This window comes from Buchnera aphidicola (Brachycaudus cardui), assembly GCF_005081945.1.
In the GTDB taxonomy this organism is placed as follows: Bacteria; Pseudomonadota; Gammaproteobacteria; order Enterobacterales; family Enterobacteriaceae; genus Buchnera; species Buchnera aphidicola_AN.
In genome coordinates this window covers 108260-126798 of the sequence record NZ_CP034879.1, presented here as the reverse complement: position 1 = coordinate 126798, position 18539 = coordinate 108260, and the positions used below count along the sequence as shown (strand labels likewise).

Genomic DNA, 18539 nt, shown 5'->3' with positions numbered 1-18539 from the left:
ATTTTTTTGTAGTTTTTATTTTGTATATTTTATGCTAGTTTTATTAGAACTTCAACGAGTAAAAAATATAAAATTATTTCTTAATGATGCATTATGTACATTTTTAATTTGGTTCTACATCTATAAACCATTTTACTTTTTTAGAAATAGAAAAATAATTCATTATATCTATACACTCATTTAATAAATGGTTTAAATATATATATGAAGAACATTGAATTAATAATTGATGAACATTTTTTTTATTTTTGAAATAAGAAGGATGAGGACCTACAAACCATAAGCAATAATTATACTTTTTAGATATTTTTTTTAAAATAGTATGCATTAAATTCAAAAAATTCATATTTCTTTGAGAATCTATGCTTTCAGTATAAATTATAGTTTGAACAGTCCAAGGAGGTAATAAAAATTTTTTTCTTATTGCTAAAATTTTGTCTGCTAAAGAAAAATATCCATTTTTATATAATTCCTTTAAATTTAAATCATTACAAAATGATGTCTGTACTAATATTGTTAATGATTTTTTGTTTGTTCTTGTTAATTTTCTTAAATTAATATAAAATTGTGCGAAATATTCTATAGCACGAAACTGAAAATAAAGAAAATAATTATCAATACATATTAAACTAATTAACCTAACATAAGGAAAATAATAATTATGCGCAATATCTTCTGTTGAAAAAATAATATAAGGAGTAGAACTAAAAAATTCAAAAGATTTCTGATCAATAATATTTTTATTGATACTGTTTTTATCTAATAAAAACAGTAATGGTTTTTTAGGAAAAATTGCTTGTATTTTATTTTTAAAATTTTCTATTCTTATATTTTTTACACCTAAAGATAAAGATTCACAATGATCACACAATAATGGTTGTTTCATTTTGACTAAACAAAATCTACAAAATAAAATATTACGATATTGATTTACTTCAAAATAATTATCACAATTAATACATGTTGATATAAAACCACAAATACTACAAATTAAAACTAAAAAAGATGCATTAAAATTATTTAAAATAAACAAAACTTGTTTTTGTTTAAAATTATTATTCACTTCATTTATTAAAGTAGTAGATAAATGCAATTTTATTTTTTCTTTTGTTAAATCAATAATCTTTTTATTAAAGTTTGTTCTTTGCATATTTTGATTTATTACGATATAAAAACATTTTTTTAATAAAATATTATATAATGTTTTTAATGAAGGAGTATCTGAATCTAAAATTATAGGTATATTTTCTTTATAAGCTCTTAATATTCCTATATCTCTAATATTATATCTGCATTTATCTGTATTTTTATAGTTTAAATGATGTTCTTCAAGAATAATAATTAGACCTAAATTCAAAAAAGGTAAAAATATACTTTTTTTTGTTCCTATAATAATAGAATTTTCACCATTTTTTATTCTAATCCAATGATTTAAGTATCGTAGATTACTTAATTTTGAATCTATAATATCAATAGGAACATTAAAAAATTTATTTAAAAAAACTAAAACTACATTAATATTTTTAAAATAAGGAACGATAATTAAAATTTGCATATTTTTTTCTAATGCTAATCTAATTAGTCCTAAATAAAATTTTACTTTTTCATATAAACTAATTTTGGTTAACAACCAAGATGAAAATTTTTTTTTCATCAAGATACTACGAATATATAGTAAAGTCTTTGGATTTAAAAAAAAATTTTTTCTGTTCTTGCAAGAGTAAGTATATTTTACAATAGGTTTTAAATAAAAACTTTGTATACATAATTCTTGTATTTCTAACTGTTTCAAAATACTTTTAGATATATTATGTTTTTTTAATTCTGAGCTTAAAATACTTTTTTTTTTAATATAATTAAAGCATTCAATTGTTTTTTTGTTAAAAAAATTTGAGAGTTGATTTCTTTTCCTTTTTTCGTAATTATCCACTGATGAATATATTTATTTTTTATTATATACTTATTACGCAATAATTTTGGTAAAATAGAAAAAAATAAATTTCCAATAAAACATTGATAATTCTTATTTATCCAAATAATAAGATTCAATAAAACATTACTATATAGTGATTTGGAATCAATTAATGATTTAACGCATTTGAAATTTAACTTTCTTGTATCTTTTATCTTAGAAAATGAAATAACAACACCCACAATATCTTTAGATCGAAAAGGTACTACTATTCTACCGCCGATAACAGGACGCATTATATCAGGCATACAGTATTTAAAAAACTGTCTAATAGGAAAAGGTAAAATAACTTCTACAATAATCACATATATACCTATAAAAAAAATATGTTAAATTTTTTTTTCATTAAATTCACATAAGTTATATATTAAACACATATTACATTTAACTTTACGTGCAGTACAAATATAACGACCATGTAATACAAACCAAGAATGAATTTTTAATTTAAAAAATGGAGGAACTACTTTCATTAATTTTTTTTCAACATCTTGAACATTTTTACCTTTAGCAAAATTAGTGCGATTTGCAACTCTAAAAACATGAGTATCTACAGCAATAGTATTTTTTTTAAATATAGTGTTTAAAATAATATTCGCTGTTTTTCTTCCTACACCTGGTAAAGACTCTAATATAGTTCTATTATTTGGAATATTTCCATTGTACTTATATGCAATTAAAAAAGAAGTACGAATGATATTTAATGCTTTAGTATTATACAATCCAACATTTTTAATACACTTTGTAAGTCTTTCTAAACCTAAAAAAACGATACTTTCAGGAGTATTAGCTATTTTAAATAATTTTTTAGTAATTTTATTAACAGTAAGATCAGTAGACTGAGCCGAAAGAATAACAGATAATAATAATTCAAAATCAGAAGAAAAAATCAATTCTGTTTTAGGATCTGAATCTTGAGTATAAAATAATGATAAAATTTTATAACGTTTTTTTTTATTCATAATCAAACTATTTTTTGAGTTGACTAATACAAGAACATTGTGCACTAGTCAAAATAATTTTTTTATTGCTTTTTATATCTATAAAATTTTTAATAGCAATTATACAAGCTAATATAAAAAAACCACCTGGAGGAGAAATAATTAAAAATACTGTAAAATTTTTATCAAATAATTGAATAAATGAAGAACTATCTATAGAAAAAATTAATTTATGAATACCCAAAAATAATGTTCCATTTCCTAATATTTCTCTTATGAAACCTATTAAAAACATAGCAAAAGTTGAACCTAATCCTATCCACAAACCATCCATAAAAGACACTAATATAGAATTTTTATATGCAATGAAATCCGCTCTACCTACAATTATACAATTAGTAACTATTAATGGAATAAAAATACCTAATGACTGATATAAATTAAAAGCATAAGCGTGCATTAACATTTCTATAGATGTGACAACTGAAGAAACAATCATCATATAAATAGGAATTCTGATATCTTTAGGTATAAATTTTTTAAAAATAGAAATAATGGTATTAGTAATTGTTAAGACTACAGTAGTTGTTATTCCTAAACCTATAGAATTAATAGCATTTGTCGTCATCGCTAGAACCGGACATAGTCCTAATAATTGAACTAAAGAAGAATTATTTGTCCATAATCTATTCTTTAAAAAAGTTTTAATATTCATAAATATCTTAATTTAAAAAATTAAAAATTAATGGTATGGTTTTAATAAAAACAACGGTTCTTTTAACAGAATTAGTTACAGATTGCGGTGTTATTGTAGCCCCTGTAAATTGGTCAATACTTCCTCCATATTTCTTTAATGAAAAATTTTTATCTTCTAAAGAAGATACATGCATATTAGTAAATTTTTTAATCCAATCAGAAATAGATAACTCAATTTTATCTCCAATACCTGGAGTTTCTTTATGAGAAACAACTCTTACACCAATGATTTTTCCATTGAAATATGCAGCGACTAACATATTAATAGAACCAGAATATCCATCAGGAGCAGTAGTTTCAACAATTGCTGCTTCTGGTTGATTTTTTTTATTATTAAATAATAACCATAAATTATGCGTTTTATCATCTCCTAAATATTTATTTTTTATTTTATATAATTTTTTTGTAAATGTATCATATATTTTTTTAGGAACAACTTGCTGTAATAAAATTTTTTTTTCTTCTTCTTTTTGAAGAATTATTTTATTTTTTGTTATATGATTAATTAATACTGTACCAGCTACACATACCGTAGAAAACAAACTAATTAAAAAAGCATTTTTTAATATTTTATTTTTCTTTTTCATATTCTATTATGACCATATCCAGATGTTTTTGTATAATGATCAATTAATGGTACTAGCATATTTGCTAATAATACTGCAAAAGCAATTCCATCTGGATACGCGCTGTAATTACGTATAATCCAAACTAAGCAACTAATAATAATACTAAATATTATTTTTCCTACATTAGTACAGGCAGTAGTCACTGGATCTGTAGAAATAAAAAAAGCACATATCATTGTTCCTCCAGAAAAAAGATGAACTAATGGTGACATAAATAGATCTTGTGAAAAAAAATAAGTGATACTCGATAAAAACCCTAAAGAAAATAAAAAAATTATTGGAATACGCCAACAAATAATTCCTTTAAGAATTAAAAAAAATCCACCTAAAAAAAAACTAATATTAATATATGTTGAACTCTTTTGAAGAGAAATGGTTTTATGATGAGACCCATTATCTTCTATATAATCGTTATTTAAAAAATGAGATTTTATCTTAAAATCATTTAAAGGAGTAGCTTCTGTGAAACTATTAACAGAAGTATTTAAATTATTAAGAGTACTTTGATTAGAAAAAATAATATTCAAAGATTGTTCCATATCTTTTAAGAAAGATGTTTCTGTACTAATTTTATTCCAATTATTCATATAAACAGGAAAAGATATTAATAATACTGCGTAACCAATCATAGCTGGATTAAATATATTTTGACCAAGTCCACCATATAAATGTTTACCAACAAGAACAGAAAAAAATACCCCAAAAACAGTAATCCACCAAGGCAATAAAGAAGGTATACTTACTCCAAATAAAATAGCAGTTAAAATTACTGAATTATCCCATAAATGTATTTTTATATTTTTTGAACGAATTTTTAAAATGATAATTTCTATCAGAATTGCAATAATTACAGAAATAAAGATTTGTATTAATGTACCGGTGCCAAAAAAATAATATTTAGTTAAAATAGCTGGAATACAAGCAGTAATAACTAAAAACATTATTTTTCTAACACTATAAAGATGATATATATAAGGAAAATTCATTTTTTTCTTATTTAGTATGTTATTATATAATAGTATGTTTTTAAAAAAAAATTTTAATAAAAATTTATTTTTTAGATTTCATACGTGCTATTGCTGCTTGTACTTTTGCTTTCCTTATATTTCTTTTAATATCATTTGTTTTGTTATCTTGTATTTTAAGAATATTAGTACTTTTAATATTGTTTTCATGAGTTATTACTTTATAATTTAATAATCTTTTTTCTCTTTTTGTAAAACGTAAATATGATATTTTTTTACGAATATCATTCAATTCAATATTTTTTATAATATTTTTTTCTATTTTAAAATATTTGACTAAGGGAATATGACTTGGACATACTTTTTCGCATGCCTTACATTCTATACAGTCTAGTATATCATATTTTTTTGTTTTTTTATGGTCAGTATTTTTACTGTACCAATAAAGCTGTTGTGGAAGTAAATTTACTGGACAAACAAAAGAACAATATCCACATCGAATACAGCTATACTCAATAGTCTTATTATTCTCTTTTTTTTTTAGTTGAATCCAAACACAATTTGTATTCTTTAATATAGATAAATTTAAATCATAAATTCTTTTTCCCATGAATAAACCACCAAAATACACAATAATATTAAGATATATTTTATTTTTATAGTTAGTTAAAAAATGTTTAACTGGAGTTCCAATTCTAGTCCAAAAATTTCCGGATAAAAAATTTTCGTCGCCTAAAACAGTAACAATACGTTCAGTTAGGGGTTCTCCATCAATAATTGATCTTTTTATAGCATATATTGTTGCAACATTAAAAATAAGATATCCAATATCTACAGCATGTTTTTCGTGAGGAATTTCTTGTCCTGTTAAAGATTTTATAAGTATTTTACTACTTCCTCCAGGATATTTTTTTTTAAGAATACAAACTTTAAATAATGGTTCATTTTTAATGAAACTATAAATTTTTGAAATTGTTTCAATTTTATCTTCTTGAATGGCAATTAAAACTATTTTAATATTAGCGATCCAGGATATAATTTTACATCCCTTTAAAATTTCGTGTATATAATTATTTATTAAACAATTATCTGCTGTTATATAAGGTTCACTTTCTACAGCATTGACGATTAAAGTATGTACTTTATTCATACTTAACATTAATTTTTTTGAAGATGAAAATTGCCCCCCGCCAAGACCAACAATACCTGACTGATAAATAATTTTAATTAATTGTTCAGAAGTGTATCTTTTATAATTTTTAATAGGTTTTAATCTAATCCATTTATCTAAATGATCAGATAAAATAATAATTTTTATGTTTTTTTTATTTTGATTAAAAGAATTTGAATAGATAGAAATATCTTCTATCCATCCAGAAGTAGGTGCATGAACAGGAACATTAAAAATATCACCAAAAATTAAAGGTTGTCCACGTAATACTTTCTGATTGATCTTAACACGTAACCTTACACTACAAATACTACTGTCAATAAAAATAAAAAATCTTTTAGCGAGTGGTAAATTTTGTGGTAAATAATCACTATACTTCTTATGCGTAGTCAAACATTTTAAACCACCTTTAAAATTATATTTTTTTTTATATTGAAAAAATTAATAATCGAATTAATCCAACATTTCATCAAAAATAATTTTTTAAAAAATTTTTTACATTGTATAAGTATTATATTTTTCATAGATCTCTTTTTTTAATTTGAATACAATTAGTTGGACAATGTGATAAACAAATATTACAACCAGTACAAAATTCTTGTAAAACTGTATGCATAAAATTAGGAGCACCAATTATTGCATCGACTGGACAAAAAGTAGCACATTTTGCACATCCAACACAGTTTTTTTCATCAATTAATACAGTAGTATTAAATATTTCTTTATTCTTAATTAGTAAAATATCTAAAGGTATTTCTATATTTAATACTTTTGCAATTTGTGATATAAGATCAGCTCCACCTGGAATACATTTATCAATTTTTTCAGAATTAGAAACTATTGCTTCAGCATAAGGATAACATCCAGAATATCCACATTGTGCACACTGACTTTGAGGTAGTAATTCATTAATTATTTCTATAGCAGGATCTTTTTTTAATTGAAATTTATAAGCAGCAATACTTAATATCATTCCTAAAAAAAAAGACAATACACTAAAAATAAAAATTGTAAATATCATTACATTTTCACCAAACCTTGAAACCCCATAAATCCAATAGACATTAGACTTACAGTAATTAAAATAATAGGCGCACCTTGAAAAGGTAGAGGAACATCTGATGATACTATACGTTCACGAATACAAGCAAAAATAATCATTACTAAAGTAAAACCACATGATGCACTTATACTGTATAAAACAGATTCAATAAACATATAATTCGCATATAAACTAAATAACGGAATAGCTAAAACTGTACAATTAGTGGTAATTAAAGGCAGAAAAATTCCGAGTAAACGATATAAAATAGGGCTAGTTTTACGTAATACTATTTCTAAAAACTGAACACTTACTGAAATAATTAACATATAAGCTATAATTCTAAGATAAACTAAATTTAAAGGTAACAAAATAAAAAAATTAAATAACCATAATAATAAAGATGATATAAAAACAACAAAAGTAGTTGCAAAACTCATTCCAATAGCTGTTTCTATTTTACTTGAAGCTCCTAAAAAAGGACATAAACCAAGAAACTTTACTAAAATAAAATTTTCAATTAATATATTAGAAATAAAAAACAAAAGATAATGTTTCATTTACAATGCCTAACATCAAATATATTTATATAATTTTTATTATTCACACAATATTAAATAATTATTTTTTTAAAAAATAAATAAATTAATAAAAAATTTTTACATCTTATTACAAATAAAACGTTCTGTTGTATCTACAATTGTTTGTGTATAAAAATCAATTTCTACATTCATTATGCTACCATTTTTTTTATTTCCTATTGTAGTGGATAATAAAGTGTGTGGTATAATATTTACACAAAATTCATTCTGAATAATATCTCCAACAGTAAGACTAATTCCATCAATACAGATGAATCCTTTATAAAAAATATATTTCATTAATTTAATATTTTTAACTTTTAACCATACAATATAATTATTATCAAATTGCAATATTTTAGAAATCTCAAGTGTATTCATAACATGACCAGATATTATATGTCCACCAATTTCATCTCCATATTTTACTGATCTTTCAATATTGATATCATCTCCAACATTTAACATCCCTAAATTAGTATTTTTCAAAGTTTCTTGTACAGCATCACATACTATATAATTGTCATTAATTATTGTTACAGTTAAACAACATCCATTATGAGCTATTGAAGCACCTATTTTTAAATTTTTAGAAGCAATAGATGGGATCTGAACCATATAACTATTGCTTTTTTTTTTCTTTTTTATAGATATAATAGTACCAATTCCATTTACAATGCCTGTAAACATAATTTTTCCTTAATATGATATTGTTAAATCAATTCAAGTTATACATTTTAATAATAAACTATTAAAAAAATTTTTATTTTGTATAAATAAAACATTTGTATATTGTATCAATAATCATATATAATTTGAATTATAAAAATATACATTAATATTGTTCTTTTAATTATTTACGTTCGTAGCTCAATTGGTTAGAGCGCTACCATGACATGGTAGAAGTTGGTGGTTCAAGTCCACTCGAACGTATAAAACAATATTAAAACATAATTCTTTATATAGGCACTTTTATTTGATCGAAACAATTATTCATCGATATAAAAATAAATCATTTTTAATAGCTTATAGTGGTGGATTAGATTCTACCGTTCTTCTTTATCAAATATTAAAAATAAAAAAAAAAATACCTCAAATTAAAATACGTGCTATTCATATTAATCACAATCTTACTTGTCATTCAAAAAAATGGGTTCAACATTGTGAAAAAACTTGTATAAAGCATCAAATACCATTAATTATTGAAAATATTTATATTGATCTAAATGAAAAAAATATTGAAGAAAAATTACGAATAAAACGCTATAATGTTATTTATAAACACTTACTTTTTGATGACGTTCTACTTACCGGTCATCATATGAATGATCAATGTGAAACATTTTTTTTATCTTTAAAAAGAGGCAGTGGTCCGACTGGTCTATCTGGAATGTCTTTAGAAACTATGTTTGGTTCTAAAAAAATAATCCGACCATTTTTAAACATCACAAAGAAAACTCTATTATTATGGGCTTACCATAAAAATTTAAATTGGATTGAAGATTTTAGTAATTCAAATATAAATTATGATCGTAATTTTATAAGACAAAAAATTATTCCTATTTTTGAAGAAAGATGGCCTTTCTTTTTAAAAAATTGTTTACGTACTATTAAAATATGTCAAGAAGAAACAGAACTACTAACAAATTTTCTTAATAAAATGATTCATGGTCTTATAAAATTTGATGGTTCTTTAAATATTATCACTTTTAAAAATATGAAAAAAGAACTTGCTACAGCTCTAATTAGACATTGGATCTCTTTAAAAAAAATTAAAGCACCATCATATAAAAATATTCAATCTATTTATTATCAAATGATTTTTAGTCGAAAAGATGCGAATCCTAAAATTATTTTAAAAAATAATGAAATTAGACGATATAAAAAATCACTTTATTTAATTGAAGCACAACCAAATTTTACAAATCGTTTTTTATTTTGGCATAATATAAATCTTCCCCTTACTCTTCCTAATAATTTAGGTTATTTGGAAGAAGATAATAATGGTATTATTCTTCCTAAGCCTAAAAATAATGAATTAATTAATATTCGATTTCAATATGAAGGTAAAATATTAATTTTAGGAAGAAATCAAAAACGAAAAATAAAAAAAATATGGCAAGAAAAAAATATTCCTCCTTGGTTGCGAAATAAAATTCCACTTTTATTTTACAATAATATTTTTATTGGCGCATTAGGAGTTTTTATTATAAAAATAGATAATATAAACAAAGAAACGTGGACTATAGCATGGAAAAATAATTTATTATCTAATCATAGATATATTTTTTCATTCTATTAAAATTTTTTAATATATACCATTCTTTTTTATTAAAAGATATGTTTTATTTATATAGATTTATTAATTGAGAAATTTTTTTAAAACTAATACGTTCATATAATGGTGTGAATTTATTTATTTTATGAGATAAAAGAGGTTTTTTAATACTTTCCCAAGTTAAATTTGAAATTAAAAAAAACTCTGTTTTTATTGCTAAATCAGGCAATATTGGTTTTAAAAAAATCATTACTATTCTAAATAAATTAATTCCCATAGTACAAATATTTTGCAATTCATTCATATTTGTTTCTATTATCTCAATTTTCCATGGCTTTTTTTCATTAATATACTGATTAGCTATATCTATTAATTTCATAGATTCTTTTATAACAAAACTAAACTCACGTTTTTCTAAAAAATTCTCTATTTTGTTACTCATATCAATAAAATGTTGATATAATCCATTATCATTTAATTTATTAGATAAATATCCATTAAAATATTTATTAATAAAACTAGCATTTCTTGATGCTAAATTTACTAATTTATTTACAATATCGCTATTTATTTTTTGAACGAAATCTTCTAAATTCATTTCAATATCATTAATATTATTAGATAACTTACTAGCATAATAATAACGTAAACTATCTGAATCAAGATATTTTATCCAATCACTTGCTTTAATTAAAAATCCACGTGATTTTGATAATTTCAATCCATTCATCGTAAGATAACCATGTACAAATATACCATTAGGTTTTCTCAAAGAAACCGCTTCTAGTATTGAAGGCCAGAATAAAGTATGAAAATAAATAATATCTTTTCCAATAAAGTGGTATAGTTCATAACTAGATTCTTTATGCCAAAGTTCATTAAAATTTAATTCCTTATTTTTAAAACAAAGATTTTTAAAAGCACTGATATAACCGATGGGAGCATCAAGCCACACATAAAAATATTTATTAGGAAAATTAGGAATTTTAAATCCAAAATATGGTGCATCTCGAGAAATACCCCATGATTTTAAACCTACTTTTAACCATTCTTCTGTTTTTTTAATAACTGAATCATCTAAAACACCAGAGTATATCCATTTTTTTAAAAAATCAGTAAAAAAAGTTAAATCAAAATATAAATGTTTTGTATTTTTTAAAATAGGTTTTTTTTTTGAAATCACAGATATTGGATTAATTAAATCTATAGGTTCATAAGTTGCACCACATTCTTCACAATTGTCACCATATTGGTTATCTGATCTACAAACTGGACATATACCTTGTATAAATCTATCTGGAAGAAATATTTTTTTAATATTATCATAAAATTGAGAAATTATCTTTTCTTGAATTAAACCTTTATTATTTAAGCATGTAAATATTTTTCTTAATAAATATAAGTTTTCTATACTATGTGTAGAATGATAATTATCATAAGAAATATTAAAATTCATAAAATCTATTTGATGCTCTTTTTGGATATTTTTAATTAATTTATGAGAAGATATTCCTAACGTCTCAGACTTTAACATGATAGCAGTACCATGAGCGTCATCAGCAGAAATAAACCAAACTTCATGACCACGCATTCTCTGATAACGAACCCAAATATCTGCTTGAATGTGTTCGAGCATATGACCTATATGAATAGAACCATTAGCATAAGGGAAAGCACAAGTAACTAAAATTTTTCTCAATACAGTTGACATAATATTATAATTCTTTAAATAAAGAATATCATATACAAATTAAAATCAATCGTAAACTATTCCTTTAAAATAAATATATTATTATCTATATTTAGAAATATATTTTTATAAAAAAATAACATACATATATTTTCATATAAAAAAATTTATTCTTTATCAATACGACTAGTAACAACTCCAATTTGATTTTTATATTTAGATTCATAACGAGAATAATAAGGATATAATACTGATTGAGAAAGAACTTCAAAACTAAGTGCTGCAATTCTCATTGTAGGACGCAATACTAAAGTTAATTTTCCAGCATTAAAGATCTCTAAAACAATATTCCCTTCCCATCCGGGATCAATACGATGTGCAGTAGCATGAATCATTAAACCAAGACGAGCTAAAGATGATCGACCATCTAACCAACCAACTAAATTATTAGGAATTTTAATATATTCTAATGTAGATGATAAAACTAAAGCACCTGGTTGTAAAAATAAAGGTTTTTCTTGAGAAAAAACTATTTCTCTACTCATGACTTCAGATAATGATAATGCTATATTTTTTTTAGAATCACTTAAATCAATGCATGCTCTAGTATGATCATAAAAAATACGAAATTTATCACTCAAATGTATATCAACAGTAATACCATGAATTAATTTTTTTTGAGGATAAGGTTCAATAATTAATTTCTTTTTTTTTAACCATTCTTGAATATCTTTATCACATAAACGCATGTTATACCTGCCATATAATAGATATATTTTTAAAAATTGCATTGAACTATAATATATTAAATTACAATAGCAGAGATATTTTTTACATCGTCTGCTATTTAATTGTTTAATAATTGAGTAACATCGATGACATATTCACTATAATATAAATATACACATGATTTTAAAAGTATAAGAATTAATATTATTCTTTTATAGACCAATTTGTATGAAAATAACCATTTTTATCAATTCTTTGATAAGTATGAGATCCAAAATAATCTCTTTGAGCTTGAATTAAATTTGCTGGTAAATATAATGCTCTATAACTATCATAATATGATATAGCAGCAGAAAAAGCAGGAACAGCAATACCATATTTTATTGCATAAATAACAATTTTACGTAATGAATCTTCATATTTATTAGCTATTTTTGAAAAATATGGTGTTAATAATAAATTAACTATATTTACATTATGAGAATATTCTTCTGTTATTTTTTGTAAAAAATTTGCACGAATGATACAACCTGATCTAAAAATTTTAGCTATTTCACCATATTTTAAATTCCAAGAATATTTCTCTGAAGCTTTTTTTAATTGAGAAAATCCTTGTGCATAAGAAATGATTTTTCCTAAATATAAAGCCCGTCTTACTTCTTCAATAAAGTCATGTCTATCTTTAATTAATGGTTTTATATCCGGTCCTTTTAATATTTTTGATGCTGTTATACGTTGTTTTTTAAGAGATGATAAATAACGTGAAAAAACAGATTCAGTAATTAACGAAAGCGGTTCACGTAGTTCTAAAGAATTTTGACTTATCCATTTTCCAGTGCCTTTGTCTTCTGCTATATCTAAAATAATATCTATCAAATCATTGCCATCACTGTCTTGTTTAATAAAAATATTTTTTGTGATTTCAATTAAGTAACTATTTAATTCACCTTTATTCCATTCTGAAAATGTTTTTGATAATTCTTTATTGTTCATATTTAATAAATATTTTAATAAAAAATATGACTCTGCAATTAATTGCATATCACCATATTCGATACCATTATGTACCATTTTTACATAATGACCTGCTCCATTTGGACCAATATAACTAACACATGGTTCATTTTTAAATTTTGCCGATATTTTTTCTAATATAGAAGAAACAAGTTGATATGCTTTTTTTTGACCTCCTGGCATAATCGATGGACCATTTAATGCTCCTGATTCACCTCCAGATACTCCCATGCCAATAAAATTAATACCATATTTAGATAATTCATCACTTCTTCGCATAGTATCTTTATAAAAAGTATTTCCTCCATCAATTAATATATCTTCTTTGTCTAAATAAGGAATAATCGTTTGAATAGTATCATCAGTAGCTTTTCCTGATTGAACCATTAATAAAATACATCTAGGTTTTATAAGTGAATTAACAAAATCTTTAATAGAAAAATATGGAAAAATATTTTTTCCTGAATTATGATTTATGACGTCCTCTGTTATTGAGGATGTTCTATTAAATATAGAGACAGTATAATTTTTATTTTCGATATTTAATGCTAAATTACGTCCCATTACTGCCATTCCCACAACACCAATTTGTTGTTTTGACATTTTTTTCTCCAACTCAAATATGCTAAAATATATAATAAATCCATATTCTTTTATATTAATATGTTTTATTTAATCTGTTACACAATAAATGATATTATAAACATTTTCAATTTTTCATTGATTAAAATAAAATATTACAACAGTACTTATATAAATTTACAGTGCAGATAAATTTTTATATGATTGTTTATATGAGATATATAAATAAAAAAAGACAATGTTACTTGTATATTACAAGTTATATAATTTAATACTTTTCAAGTAATAGAGATTATTATATAAGATATATATATTTATAATTGAATGTTTTATGAAATTGAAATACTATAAATTAATTTTTAGTAATATTTTTTTATTAAAAAATCATTACCATGATTTAAAATTAAAAAATAATTATTTTTGACTTCTTTTTTTTAAGTTATCTAGAACAATCTTTAAATTTAAATTTTGGTCGTGTAATAGTACAATTAAATGGTAAATTAAATCTGAAGATTCATTAATTAATTCATTTTTATTAGTTTTCATAGCTGCTAAAATAGTTTCTATAGCTTCTTCACCTACTTTTTGTGCTATACGACTCGTTCCAGACTTATATAATTCAGATGTATACGAATCATGTTTGTATACACTTTTTCTATTTTTTATAATATTTTCTAAATCGAATAAAAAATCAATATTATATTTTTTAGGAAGGAAACAACTTGTATTTCCAAAATGACATGTTTTACCTATAGGTTTAACTAAAATTAATAATGTATCATAATCACAATCTGCTGTAATTTCAATGACTTTTAAATAATTTCCTGATTTTTCTCCTTTCGTCCATAGACGTTTTTTAGTACGAGAATAAAATGTCACTAAACCATTTTTTTGCGTTTTTAATAAAGCTTCTTCATTCATATATCCATGCATTAAAACTTCATTTGAAAAAATATTTTGTATAATTACAGGAATCATGCTATTTGTTTTGATCCAATTTAGATTTAATAAATCTTGTGAAGTCAACACGCTCTAATCTCCATTCCTCTTTGAATTAAAAAGTTTTTTAATGTTTTTATATTGACTATATTTTTATGAAAAACAGATGCAGCTAAAACACCATCAACATTAGACTGATAAAACGCATCATAAAAATGTTCTATAATTCCAGCACCTCCTGAAGCAATTAAAGGAACTTTACAAATAGCTCTTATTGCACTCAGTTGTAAAAGATCATAGCCTTGTTGTAAACCATCTTTATTCATCATATTTAAAACAATTTCACCTGCACCTTTTTTTTGAACTTCTTTCACCCAATCAGACGTTTTCCAATGAGTCTGATAAGTTTTACTAACATCTCCTGTATATTGCTGCACCATATAACTATTTTCAGTTTGATTAAACCAAGAATCAATTCCAACTACCATGCATTGAACACCAAAACGTTCAGAAATCTTTGTTATTAAATTAGGATCTATCAATGCTGAAGAATTAATTGATATCTTATCTGCACCACTAGATAGAATATTTTGTGCATCTTCTATACTTTTAATTCCTCCAGCAACACAAAATGGAATATTTATTACTTTAGCAACACGTTTTATCCAACTTCGATCAACTAATGTATTATTTGTTGAAGCAGTAATATCATAAAAAACTAATTCATCTATACCATCATTTGCATAACGTTGAGCAAGAGGTATAATATCACCGACGATTCTATGATTCTGAAATTGTATTCCTTTAACTACTACACCATTGCTAACATCTAGACATGCTATTATTCGTTTTGCCAGCATTCTAATGCCTCTTCTATTTTAATTTTTTTTTCTAATAAACTACGACCAATAATTACACTATGAATTCCAGTATTATTTAAAGATATAACATCTTGTAACGTACCAACTCCTCCAGATGCTTGAAATTTTATTTTTTTAAAAGAATTTGAAAGTTCTTGATATAATTTAATATTAGGTCCTAATAATGTTCCATCTTTAGATATATCAGTACATAATACATGTTGTAATCCACTTGGTGAAAAATATTCAATAATTTCTTCTAAAGTAATTTTAGTTTTTTTTTTCCAACCATGAATATATACTTCTTTTTTATTATCACTATCAATGTGTATATCTAACGCTAAAACAATTTTATCTGCACCGTATTGTTTTAACCATTGTTTAACTTGAATTTTATTTTGAATTACAGCAGAACCAATAACCACCTTTTTTACGCCTAAATCTAAAAGAATATTTATATCTTCTGTAGTTCTTATACCTCCTCCTATTTGGATAGGAATATTAGTATAAGATAATATATTTTTAAATAGTTCTAATTGTCTATTTTGACTATTTTTTGCTCCATCTAAATCTACTAAATGAATATTTTTAACTCCTTTATATTTATATTCTTCTAAACAACACTGTAAATTTATATTATATTTTTTTTTATTAGAATAATCACCTTGATATAAACGTACTGCTTCACCATTAATAAAATCAAATGCAGGAATAATCATAAAATTACATCTCCAAAAAATTTTTTAATAATTGTGATCCTATATTCCCAGATTTTTCCGGATGAAATTGAACTCCAAAAAAATTATTTTTTTGTATAGACGAACTAAAATTCACACCATAATCTGTAGTAGATAATGTATATTTATTAATAGGTACTATATAACTATGAACAAAATAAAATCTTTCATTATTGCGTATATTTTTAAATAAAGGATGTGATTCATTAAATTTAATTTTATTCCATCCAATATGTGGTAGAGGTAAATTATTTGTCTTTAAACGTAATACAGAAGATTGTATTATGCCGATCGTGTGAACTCCGTGACATTCTTCGCTAAAATCACAAAGCAGTTGCATTCCTAGACATATGCCTAAAATTGGTTGTGTAAGTTTTTTGATAATATGAACTAATTTTTTTTCAAATAAAAAGTTCATAACTGCAGAAGCAGTACCTACTCCAGGTAAAAAAACTTTATTAGATTTTAGCACTCTTGAAGGTTCGGAAGTAATTATAGCATTATAACCTAATCTTTTAATCGCTACTTTAATTGAAGTTAAATTAGCACAACCAGTATCTATGATCACTATATTCATTATAGAATTCCTTTAGAAGTTGGTAACATATTTCCTTCAATCTTAATAGCTTGTCGTAATGCTCGTCCAAATACTTTAAACAAACTTTCAGCACAATGATGATCATTTTGACCTTCTGCAAATAAATGTAGCGTAATCTTCATAGAGTAACAAAGAGAATAAAAAAAATGTTCAATCATACTAGTATTTAGATCACCAACCATTTGATGATTAAACTTAGCCTGAAATTTTAAATATGGACGATTTGATAAATCTATGATACAATTTGATCTACTTTCATCCATAGGTAAATAAAAACCAAATCTACATAAACCATTTTTTTTTCCTAAAGATTGTAATAAGGCTTCTCCTAATACAATACCAGTATCTTCTACTGTATGATGATCATCAATATGTAGATCACCTTTAACAAAAATATGCATACAAATACCACTATGTACTGCTAACTGTTCTAACATATGATCAAAAAATTTTATACCAGTATTAATCTTACTTGTTTCTTCTAAATCTAAATAAACTTTTATATATATATTAGTTTCTTTTGTAATTCGAGAAATTTCTGCACATCTATTTGTCTTTATAATTTTTTGTGTAATATCTGTCCAATCACATTTATTTTCTTTATATTGAATCCCCTTAACTTGAATATTTTTTGATAATGTTATATCTGTATCTCGATCACCAATAACATAACTATGTTCTTTATCTATTTTTGATAACCATGGTTCTATCATTTTTATTTTTGGTTTACGACACATACAGTTATCTTCTAAAAAATGTGGACATATTAATATATCATCAAATATTATTCCTTCTGTACGAAAAATATTTAGCATAAAAAAATGGGGTATATTAAAATCTATCAAAGGAAATTTTTCACTACCTAATCCGTCTTGATTTGTGACCATGATTAATTTATATTTTAATTTGATTAATTTACGCAATGAAGAAATTACATTTTTTTTAAACACTAATTTACTGATCGAATCTACTTGATAAGTATCACTGGGTTCTTCTATCAACGTACCATCTCGATCAATAAATAATATTTTATTTTTCATTAATACCTCTTTGCA

General features: G+C 23.6%; 18 protein-coding genes, 1 tRNA gene and 1 pseudogene. 2 read left to right on the top strand and 18 right to left on the bottom strand.

The genetic code is table 11. The features are described 5' to 3' along the window. Positions 1-103: 103 nt before the first annotated feature. The 10 genes and pseudogenes from priA to D9V67_RS00570 form a co-directional block, all read right to left on the bottom strand. A complete protein-coding gene (priA, locus tag D9V67_RS00610; protein ID WP_261979693.1) occupies positions 104-1654 on the bottom strand; it encodes a primosomal protein N' in 1551 nt (516 codons plus the stop codon). Positions 1655-1830: 176 nt separating this feature from the next. Further along, positions 1831-2277, bottom strand: a complete 447-nt coding sequence (locus D9V67_RS03210) for a hypothetical protein (protein ID WP_261979692.1) — start codon at positions 2275-2277, stop codon at positions 1831-1833. 24 nt (positions 2278-2301) lie between these two features. After that, positions 2302-2934 carry an endonuclease III gene (nth, locus tag D9V67_RS00605; RefSeq protein ID WP_158359075.1) on the bottom strand — a complete coding sequence of 211 codons (633 nt, stop codon included), beginning with the start codon at positions 2932-2934 and terminating at the stop codon, positions 2302-2304. Between the two features lie 7 nt (positions 2935-2941). Continuing rightward, on the bottom strand, positions 2942-3628 hold the full coding sequence (locus D9V67_RS00600; RefSeq protein ID WP_158359073.1) for an electron transport complex subunit E: 687 nt from the start codon (positions 3626-3628) through the stop codon (positions 2942-2944). Between the two features lie 7 nt (positions 3629-3635). After that, positions 3636-4256 (bottom strand): electron transport complex subunit RsxG, encoded by a 621-nt coding sequence (gene rsxG / locus D9V67_RS00595; RefSeq protein ID WP_158359071.1) that lies wholly within the window; start codon positions 4254-4256, stop codon positions 3636-3638. Continuing rightward, positions 4253-5284: an RnfABCDGE type electron transport complex subunit D gene (locus D9V67_RS00590; protein ID WP_158359069.1), complete on the bottom strand. Its 1032-nt coding sequence runs from the start codon at positions 5282-5284 to the stop codon at positions 4253-4255. The genes rsxG and D9V67_RS00590 overlap by 4 nt, the downstream gene beginning before the upstream one ends. Before the next feature lie 64 nt (positions 5285-5348). After that, a pseudogene (gene rsxC, locus D9V67_RS00585) lies at positions 5349-6845 on the bottom strand (electron transport complex subunit RsxC); the annotation flags it as partial. A gap of 109 nt (positions 6846-6954) precedes the next feature. Then, complete coding sequence (locus tag D9V67_RS00580) at positions 6955-7452, bottom strand: RnfABCDGE type electron transport complex subunit B (protein ID WP_158360063.1); 498 nt, start codon at positions 7450-7452, stop codon at positions 6955-6957. Positions 7453-7454: 2 nt separating this feature from the next. After that, complete coding sequence (rsxA, locus tag D9V67_RS00575) at positions 7455-8036, bottom strand: electron transport complex subunit RsxA (RefSeq protein ID WP_158359065.1); 582 nt, start codon at positions 8034-8036, stop codon at positions 7455-7457. Positions 8037-8135: 99 nt separating this feature from the next. Next, complete coding sequence (locus D9V67_RS00570) at positions 8136-8747, bottom strand: riboflavin synthase subunit alpha (RefSeq protein ID WP_158359063.1); 612 nt, start codon at positions 8745-8747, stop codon at positions 8136-8138. A 169-nt stretch (positions 8748-8916) separates the two neighbouring features. Between D9V67_RS00570 and D9V67_RS00565 the strand changes: the two genes are divergently transcribed. Both D9V67_RS00565 and tilS read left to right on the top strand, forming a co-directional pair. Beyond that, a tRNA-Val gene (locus D9V67_RS00565) sits at positions 8917-8990 on the top strand. Between the two features lie 43 nt (positions 8991-9033). After that, a complete protein-coding gene (gene tilS / locus D9V67_RS00560) occupies positions 9034-10359 on the top strand; it encodes a tRNA lysidine(34) synthetase TilS (protein WP_158359060.1) in 1326 nt (441 codons plus the stop codon). A 43-nt stretch (positions 10360-10402) separates the two neighbouring features. On the opposite strand, the gene metG is transcribed toward tilS, so the two are convergent. The 8 genes from metG to hisB all read right to left on the bottom strand — a co-directional run bounded on the left by metG (position 10403) and on the right by hisB (position 18524). Further along, entirely contained in the window at positions 10403-12046 is a 1644-nt protein-coding gene (metG, locus tag D9V67_RS00555; RefSeq protein WP_158359057.1) for a methionine--tRNA ligase, read from the bottom strand. A 146-nt stretch (positions 12047-12192) separates the two neighbouring features. Continuing rightward, positions 12193-12774: a dCTP deaminase gene (gene dcd / locus D9V67_RS00550; protein ID WP_158359055.1), complete on the bottom strand. Its 582-nt coding sequence runs from the start codon at positions 12772-12774 to the stop codon at positions 12193-12195. A 184-nt stretch (positions 12775-12958) separates the two neighbouring features. Further along, complete coding sequence (gndA, locus tag D9V67_RS00545; protein WP_158359053.1) at positions 12959-14371, bottom strand: NADP-dependent phosphogluconate dehydrogenase; 1413 nt, start codon at positions 14369-14371, stop codon at positions 12959-12961. A 393-nt stretch (positions 14372-14764) separates the two neighbouring features. Then, positions 14765-15379, bottom strand: a complete 615-nt coding sequence (hisIE, locus tag D9V67_RS00540) for a bifunctional phosphoribosyl-AMP cyclohydrolase/phosphoribosyl-ATP diphosphatase HisIE (protein WP_158359051.1) — start codon at positions 15377-15379, stop codon at positions 14765-14767. Then, positions 15373-16149, bottom strand: coding sequence for an imidazole glycerol phosphate synthase subunit HisF (hisF, locus tag D9V67_RS00535; RefSeq protein WP_158359049.1), 777 nt, complete (start codon positions 16147-16149; stop codon positions 15373-15375). The genes hisIE and hisF overlap by 7 nt, the downstream gene beginning before the upstream one ends. Continuing rightward, positions 16131-16868 carry a 1-(5-phosphoribosyl)-5-[(5-phosphoribosylamino)methylideneamino]imidazole-4-carboxamide isomerase gene (gene hisA, locus D9V67_RS00530; RefSeq protein ID WP_158359047.1) on the bottom strand — a complete coding sequence of 246 codons (738 nt, stop codon included), beginning with the start codon at positions 16866-16868 and terminating at the stop codon, positions 16131-16133. Before hisA ends, hisF begins: the two co-directional genes overlap by 19 nt. Positions 16869-16872: 4 nt before the next feature. Continuing rightward, positions 16873-17463 (bottom strand): imidazole glycerol phosphate synthase subunit HisH, encoded by a 591-nt coding sequence (gene hisH / locus D9V67_RS00525; RefSeq protein WP_158359045.1) that lies wholly within the window; start codon positions 17461-17463, stop codon positions 16873-16875. Beyond that, entirely contained in the window at positions 17463-18524 is a 1062-nt protein-coding gene (gene hisB, locus D9V67_RS00520; RefSeq protein WP_158359042.1) for a bifunctional histidinol-phosphatase/imidazoleglycerol-phosphate dehydratase HisB, read from the bottom strand. Before hisB ends, hisH begins: the two co-directional genes overlap by 1 nt. Positions 18525-18539 lie beyond the last annotated feature (15 nt).